The organism is Bacillus cereus group sp. N12 (assembly GCF_016483575.1).
In the GTDB taxonomy this organism is placed as follows: Bacteria; Bacillota; Bacilli; order Bacillales; family Bacillaceae_G; genus Bacillus_A; species Bacillus_A toyonensis.
On the sequence record NZ_JAEHBO010000022.1, the window covers coordinates 1 to 17,298 of the forward strand.

Genomic DNA, 17,298 nt, shown 5'->3' on the forward strand with positions numbered 1-17,298 from the left:
CCATTAGCTCAGTTGGTAGAGCATCTGACTTTTAATCAGAGGGTCGAAGGTTCGAATCCTTCATGGCTCACCATTTTCGCGGAAGTAGTTCAGTGGTAGAATACAACCTTGCCAAGGTTGGGGTCGCGGGTTCGAATCCCGTCTTCCGCTTTATTACTACGGGGCCTTAGCTCAGCTGGGAGAGCGCCTGCCTTGCACGCAGGAGGTCAGCGGTTCGATCCCGCTAGGCTCCATATAAATAGAGAAAGCGTACATCATATGATGTACGCTTTTTTTTTGTTTAAAAAGACAACTTTCATATTTGTCGTTTAAAATGAAGAAAACGTAAAAATAAAGGATGGGGGATAATTGTGAAAGTTGTCATTGCATCTGATTCATACAAAGAAAGTCTAAAGGCTATAGAAGTATGTGAAGCTATTGAAAGAGGTTTTGGAGCAATTTTTCCTAAAGCAGAGTATGTAAAAATACCAATTGGAGATGGTGGTGAAGGAACTGTTGATTCACTTGTTGATGCCACAGGAGGAAGCGTTGTATCACTTTATGTGACAGGACCGCTTAGAGGAGGCGTACAAGCTTTTTATGGCATTTCTACAGATAAAAAGACAGCGTTTATTGAAATGGCATCGGCATCTGGATTACAACACGTTCCGGTTGAAAAGCGAAATCCATTCATTACAACGTCAAAAGGAACAGGAGAGCTTATATTACATGCGCTAGACCAAGGAGTTAAGCATATTATTTTGGGGCTTGGAGGAAGCGCTACAAATGATGGTGGGGCAGGTATGTTATCGGCTTTAGGAGTAAGGTTTATAGATGAAAAGGGTGAAGTAATAGATCCATCTGGAGGAACATTACATTCGATTGTCACGATTGATTTTTCACGAATGGATTCACGCCTAAAGGAGATAACGATAGAAGCGGCGTGTGATGTAAATAATCCATTAGTCGGAATGAGAGGGGCATCTTTCGTATTTGGTGCTCAAAAGGGTGCGGATGTAGAGATGCTGAAAAGGCTAGATGAGAATTTAAAGCATTATGCGACTATTCTTAAACGATATGTATCTTTGGATGTATCTGAAATACCTGGTGCAGGAGCGGCAGGAGGTATGGGAGCAGCTGTTATTGCGGTGTTAAAGGGAAGCTTACGAAAGGGTATTGAAATTGTATTGGATCATACAAATTTTGATAAGCATATAGAAGATGCGGATTTAATTATAACTGGTGAAGGTAGAATAGATGAACAAACAGCATATGGAAAGGCTCCTGTTGGTGTCGCGGGGCGAGCGAAACGTCTTCATATTCCTGTGATTGCTATAGGAGGATCGGTATCTCCAAATTATCCAGTTGTTTACGAAAAGGGAATCGATGCAGTATTTAGTATTACGCCTTTTCCAATGGCACTAGAAGAGGCATATAAGATGGCAAAAGAGAATATTGAAATGACAGCAAGAAATATTGCAGCAGTATGGAAAATTGCATCGAAAAAACACTTCTAAATGTAGAAGTGTTTTTTATTATTATCTAATAATAATGATAGCAGTTGTTTCATTAAGTTAACTTTATACATAAAATGGTCTTAAAATTTGGATTTCAACATAAATATAAGTGAATAAATTGTATATCCATACAGAAAAATGTCGAGTTGAGTCAGAGTATATAAAAGATTTAAAATATTTAGTGAAGGCATAAAAGGGGGATACTATCTATGAAAAAAGAAATCTCAGTTATTGGAGTTCCAATGGATTTAGGACAGATGCGTCGTGGAGTTGATATGGGCCCGAGCGCGATCCGTTATGCAGGGGTAATTGAAAGAATTGAAGAAATTGGATATAACGTTAAAGATATGGGAGATATATGTATAGAGAGAGAAAAAGAAGTTGATGAAAATACAAAATTAAGAAACCTTACACAAGTTGCGACTGTATGTAATGAATTGGCAAGTAAGGTGGATCATATTATAGAAGAAGGTCGTTTTCCACTTGTATTAGGTGGTGACCATAGTATCGCAATTGGTACACTAGCTGGCGTGGCAAAACATTATAAAAATTTAGGTGTTATTTGGTATGATGCACATGGAGATTTAAATACGGAGGAAACTTCACCATCTGGTAATATTCATGGAATGTCACTTGCAGCAAGTTTAGGCTATGGACATCCCACGCTTGTAGACTTATACGGGGCATATCCAAAGGTGAAAAAAGAGAACGTTGTAATTATCGGTGCACGTGCATTGGATGAAGGAGAAAAAGACTTTATTCGCAATGAAGGTATTAAAGTATTCTCGATGCATGAAATTGATCGTATGGGTATGACGGCTGTTATGGAAGAAACAATTGCTTATTTATCTCATACTGATGGTGTACATCTATCATTAGATTTAGATGGTCTTGATCCTCATGATGCACCAGGAGTTGGAACGCCTGTAATTGGTGGTCTATCGTATCGTGAAAGTCATTTAGCGATGGAAATGTTAGCGGAAGCTGATATTGTTACATCTGCTGAGTTTGTTGAAGTAAATACGATTTTAGATGAGAGAAATAGAACGGCAACAACCGCGGTTGCTTTAATGGGTTCTTTATTCGGTGAAAAACTAAAATAAATGTAAGAAAAGCAACTGAGAAGTTGCTTTTTTTATTTGAAAATAGGCGTATAATAATGATTTATATTATACTGTACGATAAGATTGTTTGACATCTTACCAATTTGATCTAAAGGGGGTTGTTTGTAATTGTCGTTTGTTTCATGTATGGTATAATTAACTAGTTGTTGGAAATACATACAGATAGAGCATAAAACAATATTTCAATATATGGATAGAATTGCTCGTAAGTAGGAGGAAGGGTTAGCATGCCTTTTGAAGATACGACCATTTTGAAATATCTTAGTACGGTATTAGATATTGCCGTTGTATGGTTTATTATATATAAGCTAATTCTTATAATCCGAGGGACAAAAGCTGTTCAACTTTTAAAGGGGATTACAGTTATTATTGTCGTTCGGATGATTAGTATTTTCCTTGAATTGCATACGCTTTATTGGCTAACGGAACAAGTATTAACGTGGGGATTTTTAGCCGTTATTATTATCTTCCAGCCAGAATTGCGAAGAGCACTTGAGCAGCTAGGACGCGGAAGTTTATTTTCGCGTGTTGGAACTCAGGAGGATGATGAACCTGAAATTGTTGCAACATCGATAGCAAAAGCAACGGAATATATGGGAAAACGTAGAATTGGTGCATTAATTACGTTGTCAAAAGAGACCGGAATGGGTGATTATGTGGAAACGGGTATTCCGTTAAATGCAAATGTATCATCGGAGTTACTCATTAATATTTTCATTCCAAATACGCCTCTTCACGACGGAGCCGTAATTATGCAAGGAAGTACAATTAAAGCAGCGGCTTGTTATCTTCCATTATCAGAAAGTCCCTTTATTTCTAAGGAGTTAGGAACAAGGCATCGTGCTGCAATGGGAGTTAGTGAAGTCACTGATAGTATTACAGTAGTTGTATCTGAAGAAACAGGCCAAATTTCTTTAACGAAAAATGGTAAGTTGCATCGTGATTTGAAGACGGAACAACTGAAGGATATGTTATTAGCAGAATTTAGTGGGAACGAAAAAACGACTTCTTCGTCTTTATGGAATTGGAGGAGAAAGCGTCATGGATAAGTTAATGGAGAATCATTGGTTTTTAAAAGGAATCTCATTACTATTGGCGTGTATGCTTTTTATGTCCGCAACATTAACTGAAAAGAATACGACATCGGGTATATTACCTTTCGCAAATGATACGAAAGAAACATTAACTAATCATGCTATTAACCTTAAGTATGATGAAGATAAATATATTGTAAGTGGTATTCCGGCAGAGGGCGTTAAGGTGAAGTTAGAAGGTCCAAAAGCAGCAGTTGCTACAGCAAAAGCAAAAAAACAATTTGATATAACGGTTGATTTGCGAGATAGTCCAAAAGGGACTTATGAAGTTTCTTTGAAAACGAACGGGCTTCCAGATGATGTGAAGGGAACAGTTCAGCCATCAACAATTAAAGTTACTCTTCATGAAAAAGCGAGAAAATATGTTCATGTAGACTTAAAGTTATCAAATGAGGATCAGATGCCAGCGGGTGCTACTCTCGAAAAATCAAACATTAAACCTGATACTGTTGAGGTAGTTGGGACGAAAGAAGAAATCGAAAGTATTTCATCTGCTAAGGCGTATATTGATTTAAAAGGTGTTAATAAAACTGTTACAAAAACAGCTGAAGTTACATTATACAATAAAGAAGGAAAACGTTTAAATGTAAGAACAAGTCCATCTAAAATTAGTGTAACGTTGAATGTGGCGACGCAAGCTACGGCCAATAATACGGAAAAAACTGTTCCTGTAACGTATACGAAAAAGGGGAGTTTACCAGAAGGATTGGCCGTTACAAATATTAGCGTTGAACCGAGAGAAGTAACGATAGCGGGTCCAAAAGATATTTTGGATAATATACAATCAATAGAGGGGGTCGAAGTAGATCTTAGCCAATTGACTGAGTCTACAACATTCGATACCTCTGTTTTATTGCCAAAGGGTGTAACGAGTTCTAAACCAAATCAAGTGAAGGTTTCCGTAGGGGTACAAAAAGTAAAACAAACGAAAACTAGAACAATTGAAGGTGTCTCGATTCAAAAAAATGGAGTTTCTAAAGATGTCACTGCTCAGTTACTTTCGCCACAGGATGGAAAGATAAGCGTTGATATTTCAGGAGAAGCAAGTATAGTAGATAAAATAACAGCTGCTCAAATAACAGCGGTAATTAATTTGCAAAATGTATCGCCAGGGACGAAGGATGTTTCGATTCAAGTGAGCGGTCCTGGTAATATTTCAATAGAGCCAAAACAAAAAAGTGCTAAAGTTACTATTGTGAAGAAAGAAAAGCCAGATCAAGAAGTACAGGGTAATGGTGAACAACCAAATTCAAATAATAATCAAGATAATCAAACTGAAAAACCAAAAGATCCTGAAACTAATCCAGAAAAAGACCAGGAAAAAGAAAAAGACAAAGACAAAGATAAAGATAAAGAACTTAGTCAAGAACCAACAGTAGATAATCAAAAAGAGCAAGAAAAAGGAGCGAATCATAATGGGTAAATATTTTGGTACAGATGGAGTACGTGGAGTTGCGAATGAGGAATTAACACCTGAATTAGCTTTCAAAATTGGACGTTTTGGTGGTTATGTATTAACAAAAGATACAGATCGTCCAAAAGTAATTATCGGTCGTGATACACGTGTATCTGGTCATATGTTAGAAGGAGCTTTAGTAGCAGGTCTATTATCAACTGGAGCAGAAGTAATGCGCCTTGGTGTTATTTCTACACCGGGTGTTGCTTATTTAACAAAGGCGTTAGGTGCACAAGCAGGTGTGATGATTTCTGCATCTCATAATCCGGTACAAGATAACGGAATTAAATTCTTCGGTTCAGACGGTTTTAAATTAACAGATGAGCAAGAAGCAGAAATCGAAGCTTTATTAGACAAAGAAGTTGATGAATTGCCACGTCCAACAGGTACTAACCTTGGACAAGTGAGCGATTACTTTGAAGGTGGACAAAAATATTTACAATACATTAAACAAACTGTAGAAGAAGATTTCTCTGGTTTACATATCGCTTTAGATTGTGCACATGGTGCAACGTCTTCTTTAGCGCCGTACTTATTTGCGGATTTAGAAGCTGATATTTCAACAATGGGAACTTCACCGAATGGTATGAATATTAACGCTGGAGTAGGTTCTACGCATCCTGAAGGCCTAGCAGAATTAGTGAAAGAAAAAGGTGCTGATATCGGTCTTGCTTTTGATGGTGATGGTGACCGTTTAATCGCTGTAGATGAAAAAGGAAACATCGTTGATGGCGATCAAATTATGTTTATTTGTGCGAAGTACATGAAAGAAACTGGCCAACTAAAGCACAATACAGTTGTTTCAACTGTTATGAGTAACTTAGGTTTCTACAAAGCACTTGAAGCAAACAATATTACAAGTGACAAAACTGCAGTTGGTGATCGCTACGTAATGGAAGAAATGAAACGCGGTGGTTACAACTTAGGCGGAGAACAATCAGGTCACATCATCTTACTTGATTACATTACAACTGGTGATGGAATGTTAAGTGCACTTCAACTTGTAAACATCATGAAAATGACGAAAAAGCCATTATCTGAGCTTGCAGGAGAAATGACGAAATTCCCACAATTACTAGTAAATGTTCGTGTAACAGATAAAAAATTAGCATTAGAAAATGAAAAAATTAAAGAAATTATTCGTGTTGTAGAAGAAGAAATGAACGGTGATGGCCGCATTCTTGTTCGTCCATCTGGAACAGAACCGCTTATTCGTGTAATGGCAGAAGCACCGACACAAGAAGTTTGTAATGCATATGTACATCGTATTGTAGAAGTTGTTAAAGCTGAAGTTGGCGCTTAATAATTTGTTGAATTTATTTTAAAAGGAGCACAAGAAGTGCTCCTTTTTCATATGTTTTAAAGACGATGAAAAAAATTTCATTGACGGTTTATAATGTTTGTTATAAGATTGTCTTGTTCTTTTTCTCAAAGTAAATGTTGTAAATTATAAAAGCGCCAGAACTACAAGTAGTGTAGTTGACGAGGTGGAGTTTTATCGAGATTTCGGCGGATGACTCCCGGTTGTTCATCATAACCGCAAGCTTTTACTTAAATCATTAAGGTGACTTAATGGACAAAGGTGAAAGTGTGATGAGAGAAAAGGAACGGATGAAAACTAGCTGTATAAGTATATACGGACTTAAACCCAATCGAGAGGAAGGTGAAAGCCGTTACAAGCTTACAGGGCTAGCAATATGTAATCCGTTTTTTAGTATAAATAAAAATGGTATCGGACTATGTCGTTACATGTTCGCAGAGCAGTGTAAGCATTTGTAACGGCGACTAAACATGTGTGGAATCGTAGGATTTATTGGAGAACAAGATGCAAAGGAAATTTTATTAAAAGGTTTAGAAAAACTAGAATATCGTGGATATGATTCAGCAGGTATTGCAGTACAAGCAGAGAACGGTGTTGTTGTGTACAAAGAAAAAGGCCGTATTGCAAAACTTCGCGAAATCGTAGATGAGAACGTAGCAGCAAGCGTAGGTATCGGACATACACGCTGGGCTACACACGGTGTTCCAAGTAAGGTAAACGCGCATCCGCATCAAAGTACATCAAAGCGCTTTACACTAGTTCATAACGGTGTAATTGAAAACTATGAATTAGTGAAAAAGGAATATTTACAAGATGTAACGTTCGTAAGTGAAACAGATACAGAAATTATCGTACAGCTTATGGAACAACAAGTGAGCACAGGATTAAGTGTAGAAGAAGCGTTCCGTAATACGCTATCTCTTTTACATGGCTCTTATGCAATCGGATTACTTGATGCTGAAAATCCAAACATGATTTATGTTGCTAAAAACAAAAGCCCGCTATTAGTAGGTGTTGGTGACAACTTTAATGTTGTGGCGAGCGACGCTATGGCGATGTTACAAGTTACAGATCAATTTATTGAGTTAATGGATAAAGAAATCGTAATCGTAACGAAAGAAAGCATTACAATTAAAAACTTACAAGGTGAAACGATTGAACGTGCACCGTTTACAGCGGAATTAGATGCAAGTGACATTGAAAAGGGAACATACCCTCATTTCATGCTTAAAGAAATTGATGAGCAACCACTTGTAATCCGTAATATTATTCAAAAGTATCAAGATGAAAATGGCGAAATTGAATTAGATCAAGATATCCGCAACGCGATTTTAGATAGCGATCGTATTTACATCATTGCATGTGGAACGAGTTATCATGCAGGTCTTGTTGGAAAACAATTTATCGAGAAGTTTGCAAAAACACCAGTTGAAGTACACGTAGCAAGTGAATTCTCTTACAACATGCCATTATTAACAGAAAGACCATTCTTCATTTACATTTCACAAAGTGGTGAAACAGCTGATAGCCGTGCAGTACTTGTGCAAACAAATGAAATGGGTCATAAAGCATTAACAATTACAAACGTACCTGGTTCTACGCTTTCTCGTGAAGCTGACTATACACTTCCACTATACGCTGGACCAGAAATTGCGGTTGCATCAACGAAAGCTTACACAGCACAGCTTGCAGTACTTTCAATCTTAGCGGCTGACATTGCTAAAGCAAAAGGTGAAGTTCTTGATTTCGACTTAACACACGAACTAGGAATTGTAGCAAATGCAATGATAGAACTTTGTGATCAAAAAGAAGAAATGGACGCATTAGCAAAACAATTTTTAGCAACAACGCGTAACTGTTTCTTCATCGGACGTAGCGTAGACTTCTACGTAGGATTAGAAGGTGCGTTAAAACTAAAAGAAATCTCTTACATCCAAGCAGAAGGATTTGCTGGAGGAGAATTAAAACACGGTACAATCGCTTTAATCGAAAATGGTACACCAGTTATCGCACTTGCTACACAAGAGCACGTAAACCTTGGAATTCGCGGTAACGTGAAAGAAGTAGTAGCACGCGGAGCTAACCCATGTATCATCTCAATGAAAGGCTTAGAAATGGAAGGAGACAGCTTCGTATTACCAGCTGTACACGAAGCACTAGCACCGCTAGTAGCAGTTATTCCATTACAACTTATCTCATACTACGCAGCACTTCACCGCGAGTGTGACGTTGATAAGCCACGTAACTTAGCTAAGTCTGTTACGGTTGAGTAGAAGATTGGTAGATTTGAAATAAATTTGTGAAGCCTCACCCCTTTGGATATTTTTATCTAAAGGGGTGTTTTTGTGTCCAAAAGAAAAAGAACATTTAAAATCGATAAGTGGACTGGACTAAAGAGGAGTGAGGAACTAGCAGTGGGGATGGGCAGAACCCTACTAATTAAAGGTTCACTTTATCGAGTTTGGAACGAAACTACTTTTGTTTATCTGAATTTTCTAGTAATATTTTAAGTATTCATGAACAGTTTTCTTTATTACTACAAGAAAAGACGATTGTTATTGCTGAAGGGCTTGGGATGAAACACCTAGCTGATCCAATTGAACGGGAATCTTGGGAGTGTAGATGCATTAATTGACTAGACATGACGAGGGGTGTTTATTAATGAAAGTGAAAGAAAAAACATATTTAAGTATAGAAGAGATTATTTCATTACCGGCCTTATCAAGTACAAATATAAGTGATGATGGCAAAAATGTAGCGTTTGTTAAAAAGAAAGCTAACTGGAAAGACAATACATATAGAAATCATGTATGGATATATGAAAAGGAAAAAGGGAAGAGTTACCCATTAACAATTGGAGATATAGATAGTACATATCCATTATGGTCTCCAGATTCTAAGGGTATCGCATATCTTAGCCCTGTTGGAGATGGGAAAAATCAGATCTTTTTTAAGTCAATAGACGGCTATAGTGAGGTTCAAATTACTGATGAGAAAGAAGGAGTCAGTAATTTCAAATGGGAGCCTACTGGTAAAGGTTTTTATTATATTGCACAGTCAAAAGAATGTGAGGAGATAAAGAAACGTAAGGAACGATATGGAGATTTCCATCATGTAGGTAAGGAACATCAGAATAATTGTTTATACTACATTGAAATAGAAAAAGTGAAACAAAATGATAAACAGGAACGGAAGGTTAGCGGTGTTTATCAACTAACGGACGGTAAGGATTTTTATATACATAACTTTGATATTTCAAATGATGGGAAAAAGGTTGTATGTATGGCTACACCAAGCCTAAACGATTATATGAATGGTGATCTATATATATTAGATGTTGAAGCTGGGGAACTACAAAAGATGAGTATAGATACGTTGTTAGGAGCGAGCATCTGCTTTTCTCCTGAGGGCGATAAAATATGTTACTCAGCAAGCATAAGAGAGAAGGATTACTATAGAAATCATATACAAGATAATACATTAGAGATATATGATATGAATACTGGAGAGGTAATTCAGCCTCTAACAAACTTTGATAGTACGGTTACGCCATTACAGTGGACAGCTAAAGGGATTTTAATTAGATGGCAGGATAAAACGAATTATCGTATTGGATTACTAGCTGAAGATGGCACTGTGGAAGCATTAAGCGACAAGGTAGATGGCTTTATAATGGATGCCTCTATAACAAAGGATGGAAATCATATAACCTATAATAAGGCTATAACAAATGAAACCTTTGAAATCTATTTGGATGATAAAAAAATAACGAATGAAAATAGCTTTTTCGAAGACAAGCTTAAAAGTAATAGGGAAATCATCTCATGGAAAAGTAGTGATGGCCTTGAAATTGAGGGTGTGTTATCAACCCCAGCAGAGTTTGACTCAAATAAAAAATATCCTTTATTAGTAGTAATTCATGGTGGCCCGGCTTGGGCATCCTTTCCGATATTTTCAGACTGCTTCAATGAGAAATATCCGATTGAACAGTTTATCGAAAAAGGCTTTATCGTTTTAGAGCCAAACTACAGAGGAAGCTCAGGTTATGGTAATGAATTCTTAAAAGCAAACTACAGAAAACAGGGAATCGCTGACTATGATGATGTTATATCAGGGGTGGATAAACTAGTTGATCAAGGGATTGTAGATAAAGATACAGTAGGAGTTATGGGATGGAGTAACGGAGGATATATATCAGCTTTCTGTTCTACATTTAGTAGTAGATTTAAAGCTATTTCAGTTGGGGGCGGAATTACGAACTGGGGTACCCATTATGTAAATACAGATATCCCTTACTTTATTAGAATGTATTTAGGAAATACTCCATGGAATGATCCGGAGATCTATACGAAGACATCACCAATGACATATATTAAATCAGCTTGTACGCCTACCTTAATTCAACATGGGGAAAAGGATGCAAGAATTCCAACTACAAATGCATATGAGCTATATGAAGGATTAAGAGATATGGAAGTTGATACAGAATTAATTATATTTAAAGGAATGGCATATAGTTCTGATCAGCCGGGAATGAGAGTAGCTATTATGAAGCAGAACTTGATGTGGTTTTCACATTATATTCTTGGAGAAAGTATGGAGGGCTTTCGTACTATATAATGGATATTCGTACAGGGATTTTTCGTTGTACAATCGGGTCATATTGTTGAAAAAGAGATACAACAAATTATATAATTTGTTGTAAACTGCATGCAAACCATTATGATTATAAGGAAATGTAATTCGGAGGACTAATATGACAGAAAATAAAAATGTGTTACCAGTAGAACAGCGTGAAGAATTATTCAAAGTATTGAAAGCTCGTTTTGAGAAGAATATGAATCGTCATGAAGGTCTTGAATGGGCTAAAGTTGAAGCGAAGCTGGATGTTAATGCTGAGAAATTATGGTCACTTAATGAAATGGAAGTAACTGGCGGTGAGCCGGATGTTGTTGGTTATGATAAAGAGAAGGACGAGTATACTTTCTATGATTGTTCAAAGGAGAGTCCTAAAGGCCGCAGAAGTCTTTGTTATGATCTTGAAGCGTTAGAGTCAAGAAAAAAACATAAACCAGAAAATAATGTCATTGATGTGGCAACTGCTATGGGCATTGAATTATTAACTGAAGAACAATATCGAGATTTGCAACAAATTGGGGATTTCGATATGAAATCATCAAGCTGGGTACAAACGCCTTCAGATATTCGCGAACTCGGTGGCGCTCTATTTTGCGATTATCGCTTTGGACACGTTTTTGTGTACCACAATGGAGCAGATTCCTATTATGCTGCTAGAGGGTTTCGCGGTTCGTTAAGAGTTTAAATTTGGAGTAAGTAAGAAAAGAGCCTATACTTAGGCTCTTTTCTTACTTATATTTTAAAAGTAAACTGTTACTACGCAGTTTTACTTAATTTATATGTTTCGTGGTTGTTTTTCCGGAAAAGTTTAGGGAAAACATAACCGTCTAATCCAATACGTCCAGCATTATGACCTGCAATTAAAATGAACATAGTTAAAACAAGCATGTTTGGGTTTACACTAACAGTTCCACTTAATAAGAATGAAAGATTCATTATGATTCCAAAGAATGCAGCAGTTTTTGTTAATCCACCTAAAATTAAACCTAAACCTACTAAGATTTCTCCCCATTGTACGAAAAAGCTAAATAAGTCTGCGTGCGGAAGAACAAAGTTTTGAAGGAAATCCGCCCACCAGCCTTGTACTGCGGGGTGATCGCCTGATGCTTGGGCGATGGCGCCTTTGAGGAAACCGCTGGCATCAAAAGATTGTCCTAAAACTTTCCCTATTCCAGCAGTGATCCAAGAATATCCTATGTAAAGACGTAAAAGTAATAATATGAAAGTAGCACGTTTATCAGTTCTTAAAAAATTGATAACCATTGAAATCCCTCCAATATTGTATTTACATGTTTATTATATATCCATTGTGAATAAATTCACAATGAAGGAAATGTGAACGAATATATGTTGTGAGTAATTGTTTTATTTTTTGTAACATTTCATCTTTTTTGATAGACTAATAATAGAGATATATCAAAAGGAGGCAAAGACTAGATATGTGGATGAACTTGTAATGATTAGCAATTGGATAGATTATTTTTCTCTCATAAGTGAGGGTTTATTTAGCTATCTGTAAATCATTCAAGGACTGCATATTTGGCGTAGTCATTCCTTCGGTAAGGGTAGGCCTATTATGTATCTATCTTTTTTGTGGGGAAATTTATATCTCTCATATAAAATATGCGTCCTTTAAAATTGGAGGAGTATATGATGAATCAATTAAAAAATAAAGTAGCAGTTGTTACAGGTGTAAGTCGTCTAGACGGTATAGGAGCAGCTATTTGCACAGAGTTAGCAGAGGCTGGATACGATATATTTTTTACGTATTGGACAGCTTACGATAAAGAGATGCCTTGGGGCGTTGAGCAAAATGAACAAATACAATTAAAAGAAGAGCTAATACAAAAAGGTGTTAAAGTATCGAGCATGGAGTTAGATTTAACTCAAAATGATGCACCGAAAGAGCTTATAAATAGGGTTACTGAACAACTAGGCTACCCTCATATATTAATTAATAATGCAGCGTATTCTACGAATAATGATTTCTCTAATTTGTCTGCTGAAGAGCTGGATAAGCATTACATGGTAAATGTTCGTGCGACTACATTGTTAAGTAGTCAATTTGCCCGAGGATTTGATAAGAAATTTGGTGGTAGAATTGTGAATATGACTTCGGGGCAATTTCAAGGGCCTATGGCAGGAGAACTGGCGTATGCAACAACGAAAGGAGCTATTGATGCTCTTACTAGTACGTTGTCAGCAGAAGTAGCCCATTTAGGAATAACAGTGAATGCAATTAACCCAGGTCCAACTAGTACAGGATGGATGACTGAAGAGATAAAGCAAGGATTAAAGCCGATGTTTCCTTTGGGCAGGATTGGTGAGCCAAAGGATGCAGCTAGACTCATAAAGTTTTTAGTAAGTGAAGAAGCAGAGTGGATTACGGGACAAGTGATTCATTCGGAAGGTGGATTTAAAAGGTAAAAAGAAGGCATCTCCTTCCGGTGAGATGCCTTCTTTCTAATCTTTCTTCAATCTTCGTGCAACACCATTCCCTAAAGATTGTAATCCTTGAACGAGGATAATTAAAATAAAGACGGTTGCATACATTACTTCAGGTTCATAGCGTAAATGTCCGAAGCGATATGCCAAGTCCCCTAGCCCGCCAGCGCCTACAAGACCAGCCATCGCTGTTGCGCCAATTAAGCCGATTGTTGCGATCGTTAATCCGAGCACAAGAGATGGACGTGCTTCTTTAACCATGACGTGCCAAATGATTTTTATAGTAGAGACTCCCATTGCTTGGTAAGCTTCAATAACACCACGATCCACTTCTAGTAAAGCTGTCTCCATTAAGCGTGCAATATAAGGAGCTGTGAAGACGACAAGTGGTACGATAACACCTTGCACGCCAATGGATGTTCCCATTAGAAACTTCGTAAAAGGTAAAATGAAGAATAATAGAATGATAAATGGAAGAGAGCGAATGACATTAATAACTGTATTAAGAATAGGATAGATAAGTTTATTTTCTCGCTGTCCACCAGGTCTCGTCAAAACAAGTGTAACGCCGAGCGGTAATGCGATAAGGATAGAGATAAGTAATGAAATAGATGTCATTTGAAATGTTTGAATTGTTGCTTCCCATATGACTTCACCCCATTCATCCAAAAAGGACTTGTTTTCCATAGTCTGTTTTCCCTCCCTCTACGATGATACCTTTCTCTTGTAAGAATGCTAAAGCACGGTTTACTTCATTTTTTTCACCTTGCATATGAACGACAAGTTTCCCATATGCCTCATGCTTTAACTGCGTAATATTACCGGATAAAATATTTGGATATACTTGGTAACGTTTTGTAGCGACAGCTAGTGCTGGTTCTCCTGAAGAACTTCCTATAAAAGAAAGTGTTACAATTTCACCAGTAGTTTGTAGTTCTTTTTGTACTTCTTCTGGAATTTTAGCTGCAAATGCGCTATTTACAAACTTCTTCGTTGTTACATGTTGTGGATTTGTAAAAATGTCTTTCACAGTCCCGCTTTCGACTACAGATCCATGCTCCATAACGGCAACCTGGTCACAAATACGCTGGATGACATTCATTTCATGTGTAATGAGTAAAATCGTAATTCCAATTTCTTCATTAATTTTTAGTAATAAATCAAGAATAGAATCAGTTGTTTCTGGATCTAATGCGCTCGTTGCTTCATCACTTAATAAAACCTCTGGTTCATGTGATAGTGCACGAGCGATGGCAACACGTTGTTTCTGGCCGCCAGAAAGTTCGCTTGGATAAGCATCTTTACGGTTAAAAAGATCCACGATGCATAAATATTTTTCTACTCTTTTTTCAATTTCCTCTTTTGGAATGCCAGCAAGGCGTAACGGCAATGCGATATTTTCATAAACGGTAACAGTTTTAAGTAAATTGAATCCTTGAAAAATCATTCCGATTTTTTGCCTCGCTTTTGCTAGTTCTTTTGTTGATAAAGTGGTTAAGTCTTGGTTGTTTACGATGATGTTTCCTGTCGTTGGTTTTTCTAATAAATTTACACAGCGAATTAATGTGCTTTTACCAGCGCCGCTATACCCAATGATTCCAAATACCTCGCCTTTTTCTACTTTAAGGGAAGTAGACTTAAGAGCCTCAACAGTCCCTTTTTTTGTTGTAAATACTTTGGAGACGTTTTTTAATTCAATCATTATCGTCAGCTCCTACCAAGATGGTAAAATTGAACCATCAAATTTTTTCTCGATAAATTCTTTTACTTCTTTAGATTGATAAGCTTTCTTTAATTTACTTACAACAGCATCATCTTTATTTTCAGTACGAACAACGACCCAGTTCACGTATGGTGAATCTTTTCCTTCGCGGAAAATGGAATCTTTCGCTGGATTTAGTTTTGCACCTAATGCAAAGTTTGTGTTAATTGCAGCTGCTTTCACTTCACTTAATTGCGTTGGTAATTGAGAAGCTTCTAATTCAACAATTTTTAAATTTTTTGGGTTTTCAATTACATCCTTTGCAGTCGCTTTTTCTGTAGCCTTTGGATCAACTTTTAAAACCCCCGCTTTTTCAAATAATTTTAAAGCTCGAAGTTCATTCGTTGGGTCATTTGGTACAGCGATTGCATCGCCCTCTTTTAATTCTTTTAATTCTTTTACATCTTTTAAGCTTTTAGAATATACGCCCATTGGGAATGTTACTGTTGAAAATACTTCAGTTAATTTCATATTGCGTTCGGCTTTAAATACATCTAAATATGATTTCGTTTGATAGCTATTTACATCAAGACTTTTTTCATCTAACGAAACGTTTGGTGCTACGTAATCATTAAATATTTTTATATCAATGTCGAGACCGTCTTTTGCCGCAACTTCTTTAACCTTCTCAAAAATTTGTTCATGTGGTCCACCTGTTACACCGACAGTAATCTTTTTCTCGTCTAATATTTTTACATCTTTATCTGAATTTGCGCCACATGCGCCTAATAATAGTACCGCTCCGCTTACAATGCTCAATAATACTTTCTTCATCTATAATTCCCCCTTAATATACGTTCCAAAATAAAAAGCACCTCTCAAAATAAGAGAGGTGCCGAATAGACGAAATAGGTTCCTCTCTTATCTTCCAAAACGAAAACTCGTTTTGCAGGAATTAGCACCTTAGCTTATACGTTATAAGCTCGGTTGCCGGGCATCATCGGGCCAGTCCCTCCGCCACTCTTGATAAGAGTATGTATATGTAGTTTTTAAATATGGTACTAATAGTAAATCTAACAAAAGGAATTGTCAATGTTATTTTCTGAATATATTTTATTTTAAGGTAATCGAAACGTTTCCTTTCTTATGGCCCATTTCTACATACGTATGGGCTTCTGCAACTTCTTCTAATCGGTAAGTTCTATCAATAACAGGTTTTAGCTTTTCTGTTTCAACTAGTTGTTTTAGTAGGTTCATATCTTCTTTACTGACCTTTGCCATCATTCCGTTAACAGATACATATTTTCCATTAGGCATTAATGCGTCTGTACAAAGAGACTTTTTATACTTTCCAACTGCATCAAATATAATATCGTAGTGCTCGCCCTGCTTAGCAAAATCTTCTTTCGTATAATCAATTACTTTATCAGCCCCTAAAGATTGCACTAGTTCAAAATTTGAATTACTACAAACAGCTGTAACGGTCGCGCCGAAATATTTAGCAAGTTGTACAGCAGCTGTTCCTACTGATCCAGAGGCGCCGTATATGAGCACTTGTTGTCCTTTTTTTATACGGCCCTTCCTCAGAAAATGCAATGCTGAAGTTCCGCCAAAAGGAATAACGGCAGCTTCTTCATATGTCATATTGGTAGGTTTTAATGCTATTAATCCACTTTCATGCACGCATGTGTATTCGGCATAACCACCAAGGTTTAGTTCTGTTAATGCAAAAACTGGGTCTCCTTTTTTAAATTGAGTTACATCTGTTCCAATTTCTTCGATTTCACCGGATAACTCTACGCCGAGTATAGGTTTTCTCGGTTTTCTAAAACCTAATATGATCCGCATAGGAACCCAAAATAAGAGGGGACTATTAAAGCCACGTATTCTACAATCTCCAGTCGATACACTTGTTGCACGAATTTTAACTAATACTTCGTTCTTTTTAGGTTTAGGTTTTTCTACATTTTGAAGCTGGAGAACGTTTGGTGGTCCATATTGTGTACAAATAATCGCCTTCAT

The 17,298-nt window shown here is 36.9% G+C and carries 15 protein-coding genes, 2 tRNA genes and 1 riboswitch; of the genes, 12 read left to right on the forward strand and 5 right to left on the reverse strand.

Annotated features, from left to right (window positions below; all coding sequences use genetic code 11):
• Positions 1-78 precede the first annotated feature (78 nt).
• From JDS92_RS12930 to JDS92_RS12980, 11 genes are all read left to right on the forward strand, one after another.
• Positions 79-150: transfer RNA gene (locus tag JDS92_RS12930), tRNA-Gly, on the forward strand.
• Between the two features lie 10 nt (positions 151-160).
• A tRNA-Ala gene (locus JDS92_RS12935) sits at positions 161-233 on the forward strand.
• A 117-nt stretch (positions 234-350) separates the two neighbouring features.
• The gene (locus JDS92_RS12940) at positions 351-1,496 is read left to right on the forward strand and encodes a glycerate kinase (RefSeq protein WP_199632012.1); all 1,146 of its coding nucleotides are present in this window, start codon (positions 351-353) and stop codon (positions 1,494-1,496) included.
• 209 nt (positions 1,497-1,705) lie between these two features.
• A complete protein-coding gene (gene rocF / locus JDS92_RS12945; RefSeq protein ID WP_000711579.1) occupies positions 1,706-2,599 on the forward strand; it encodes an arginase in 894 nt (297 codons plus the stop codon).
• 248 nt (positions 2,600-2,847) lie between these two features.
• A complete protein-coding gene (cdaA, locus tag JDS92_RS12950; RefSeq protein ID WP_001115710.1) occupies positions 2,848-3,669 on the forward strand; it encodes a diadenylate cyclase CdaA in 822 nt (273 codons plus the stop codon).
• A complete protein-coding gene (locus JDS92_RS12955) occupies positions 3,662-5,137 on the forward strand; it encodes a CdaR family protein (RefSeq protein WP_097958073.1) in 1,476 nt (491 codons plus the stop codon). The genes cdaA and JDS92_RS12955 overlap by 8 nt, the downstream gene beginning before the upstream one ends.
• On the forward strand, positions 5,130-6,473 hold the full coding sequence (gene glmM, locus JDS92_RS12960; protein ID WP_000521472.1) for a phosphoglucosamine mutase: 1,344 nt from the start codon (positions 5,130-5,132) through the stop codon (positions 6,471-6,473). The genes JDS92_RS12955 and glmM overlap by 8 nt, the downstream gene beginning before the upstream one ends.
• Before the next feature lie 290 nt (positions 6,474-6,763).
• Entirely contained in the window at positions 6,764-6,949 is a 186-nt protein-coding gene (locus tag JDS92_RS12965; RefSeq protein WP_033659100.1) for a hypothetical protein, read from the forward strand.
• Between the two features lie 12 nt (positions 6,950-6,961).
• On the forward strand, positions 6,962-8,764 hold the full coding sequence (gene glmS / locus JDS92_RS12970; protein ID WP_000334150.1) for a glutamine--fructose-6-phosphate transaminase (isomerizing): 1,803 nt from the start codon (positions 6,962-6,964) through the stop codon (positions 8,762-8,764).
• Between the two features lie 388 nt (positions 8,765-9,152).
• Positions 9,153-11,111, forward strand: a complete 1,959-nt coding sequence (locus tag JDS92_RS12975; RefSeq protein WP_098711729.1) for a S9 family peptidase — start codon at positions 9,153-9,155, stop codon at positions 11,109-11,111.
• Between the two features lie 136 nt (positions 11,112-11,247).
• Entirely contained in the window at positions 11,248-11,814 is a 567-nt protein-coding gene (locus tag JDS92_RS12980) for a DUF4256 domain-containing protein (protein WP_000138392.1), read from the forward strand.
• Positions 11,815-11,885: 71 nt separating this feature from the next.
• Here the strand turns inward: JDS92_RS12980 and JDS92_RS12985 are convergent, their stop codons facing one another.
• Positions 11,886-12,392: a DoxX family membrane protein gene (locus tag JDS92_RS12985; protein WP_000236354.1), complete on the reverse strand. Its 507-nt coding sequence runs from the start codon at positions 12,390-12,392 to the stop codon at positions 11,886-11,888.
• Between the two features lie 387 nt (positions 12,393-12,779).
• On the opposite strand from JDS92_RS12985, the gene JDS92_RS12990 reads away from it, so the two are divergent.
• Positions 12,780-13,556, forward strand: a complete 777-nt coding sequence (locus JDS92_RS12990) for an SDR family oxidoreductase (RefSeq protein WP_002105638.1) — start codon at positions 12,780-12,782, stop codon at positions 13,554-13,556.
• Between the two features lie 36 nt (positions 13,557-13,592).
• Here JDS92_RS12990 and JDS92_RS12995 read toward each other — a convergent pair whose 3' ends face one another.
• From JDS92_RS12995 to JDS92_RS13010, 4 genes are all read right to left on the reverse strand, one after another.
• Positions 13,593-14,261, reverse strand: a complete 669-nt coding sequence (locus JDS92_RS12995) for a methionine ABC transporter permease (RefSeq protein WP_000428866.1) — start codon at positions 14,259-14,261, stop codon at positions 13,593-13,595.
• Positions 14,236-15,276: a methionine ABC transporter ATP-binding protein gene (locus tag JDS92_RS13000; protein WP_000571369.1), complete on the reverse strand. Its 1,041-nt coding sequence runs from the start codon at positions 15,274-15,276 to the stop codon at positions 14,236-14,238. The genes JDS92_RS12995 and JDS92_RS13000 overlap by 26 nt, the downstream gene beginning before the upstream one ends.
• A gap of 12 nt (positions 15,277-15,288) precedes the next feature.
• Positions 15,289-16,110 carry a MetQ/NlpA family ABC transporter substrate-binding protein gene (locus tag JDS92_RS13005; protein ID WP_199632013.1) on the reverse strand — a complete coding sequence of 274 codons (822 nt, stop codon included), beginning with the start codon at positions 16,108-16,110 and terminating at the stop codon, positions 15,289-15,291.
• A gap of 84 nt (positions 16,111-16,194) precedes the next feature.
• Positions 16,195-16,309: riboswitch (SAM riboswitch) on the reverse strand.
• 80 nt (positions 16,310-16,389) lie between these two features.
• On the reverse strand, positions 16,390-17,298 hold the full coding sequence (locus JDS92_RS13010) for an NAD(P)-dependent alcohol dehydrogenase (protein WP_000643898.1): 909 nt from the start codon (positions 17,296-17,298) through the stop codon (positions 16,390-16,392).

Bases quoted from the DNA above. Each gene is read 5' to 3' on its own strand.
- rocF (WP_000711579.1), top strand. From the start codon at position 1,706: ATGAAAAAAGAAATCTCAGTTATTGGAGTTCCAATGGATTTAGGACAG.
- cdaA (WP_001115710.1), top strand. From the start codon at position 2,848: ATGCCTTTTGAAGATACGACCATTTTGAAATATCTTAGTACGGTATTA.
- JDS92_RS12955 (WP_097958073.1), top strand. From the start codon at position 3,662: ATGGATAAGTTAATGGAGAATCATTGGTTTTTAAAAGGAATCTCATTA.
- glmM (WP_000521472.1), top strand. From the start codon at position 5,130: ATGGGTAAATATTTTGGTACAGATGGAGTACGTGGAGTTGCGAATGAG.
- JDS92_RS12965 (WP_033659100.1), top strand. From the start codon at position 6,764: ATGAGAGAAAAGGAACGGATGAAAACTAGCTGTATAAGTATATACGGA.
- glmS (WP_000334150.1), top strand. From the start codon at position 6,962: ATGTGTGGAATCGTAGGATTTATTGGAGAACAAGATGCAAAGGAAATT.
- JDS92_RS12975 (WP_098711729.1), top strand. From the start codon at position 9,153: ATGAAAGTGAAAGAAAAAACATATTTAAGTATAGAAGAGATTATTTCA.
- JDS92_RS12980 (WP_000138392.1), top strand. From the start codon at position 11,248: ATGACAGAAAATAAAAATGTGTTACCAGTAGAACAGCGTGAAGAATTA.
- JDS92_RS12985 (WP_000236354.1), bottom strand. From the start codon at position 12,392: ATGGTTATCAATTTTTTAAGAACTGATAAACGTGCTACTTTCATATTA.
- JDS92_RS12990 (WP_002105638.1), top strand. From the start codon at position 12,780: ATGATGAATCAATTAAAAAATAAAGTAGCAGTTGTTACAGGTGTAAGT.
- JDS92_RS12995 (WP_000428866.1), bottom strand. From the start codon at position 14,261: ATGGAAAACAAGTCCTTTTTGGATGAATGGGGTGAAGTCATATGGGAA.
- JDS92_RS13000 (WP_000571369.1), bottom strand. From the start codon at position 15,276: ATGATTGAATTAAAAAACGTCTCCAAAGTATTTACAACAAAAAAAGGG.
- JDS92_RS13005 (WP_199632013.1), bottom strand. From the start codon at position 16,110: ATGAAGAAAGTATTATTGAGCATTGTAAGCGGAGCGGTACTATTATTA.
- JDS92_RS13010 (WP_000643898.1), bottom strand. From the start codon at position 17,298: ATGAAGGCGATTATTTGTACACAATATGGACCACCAAACGTTCTCCAG.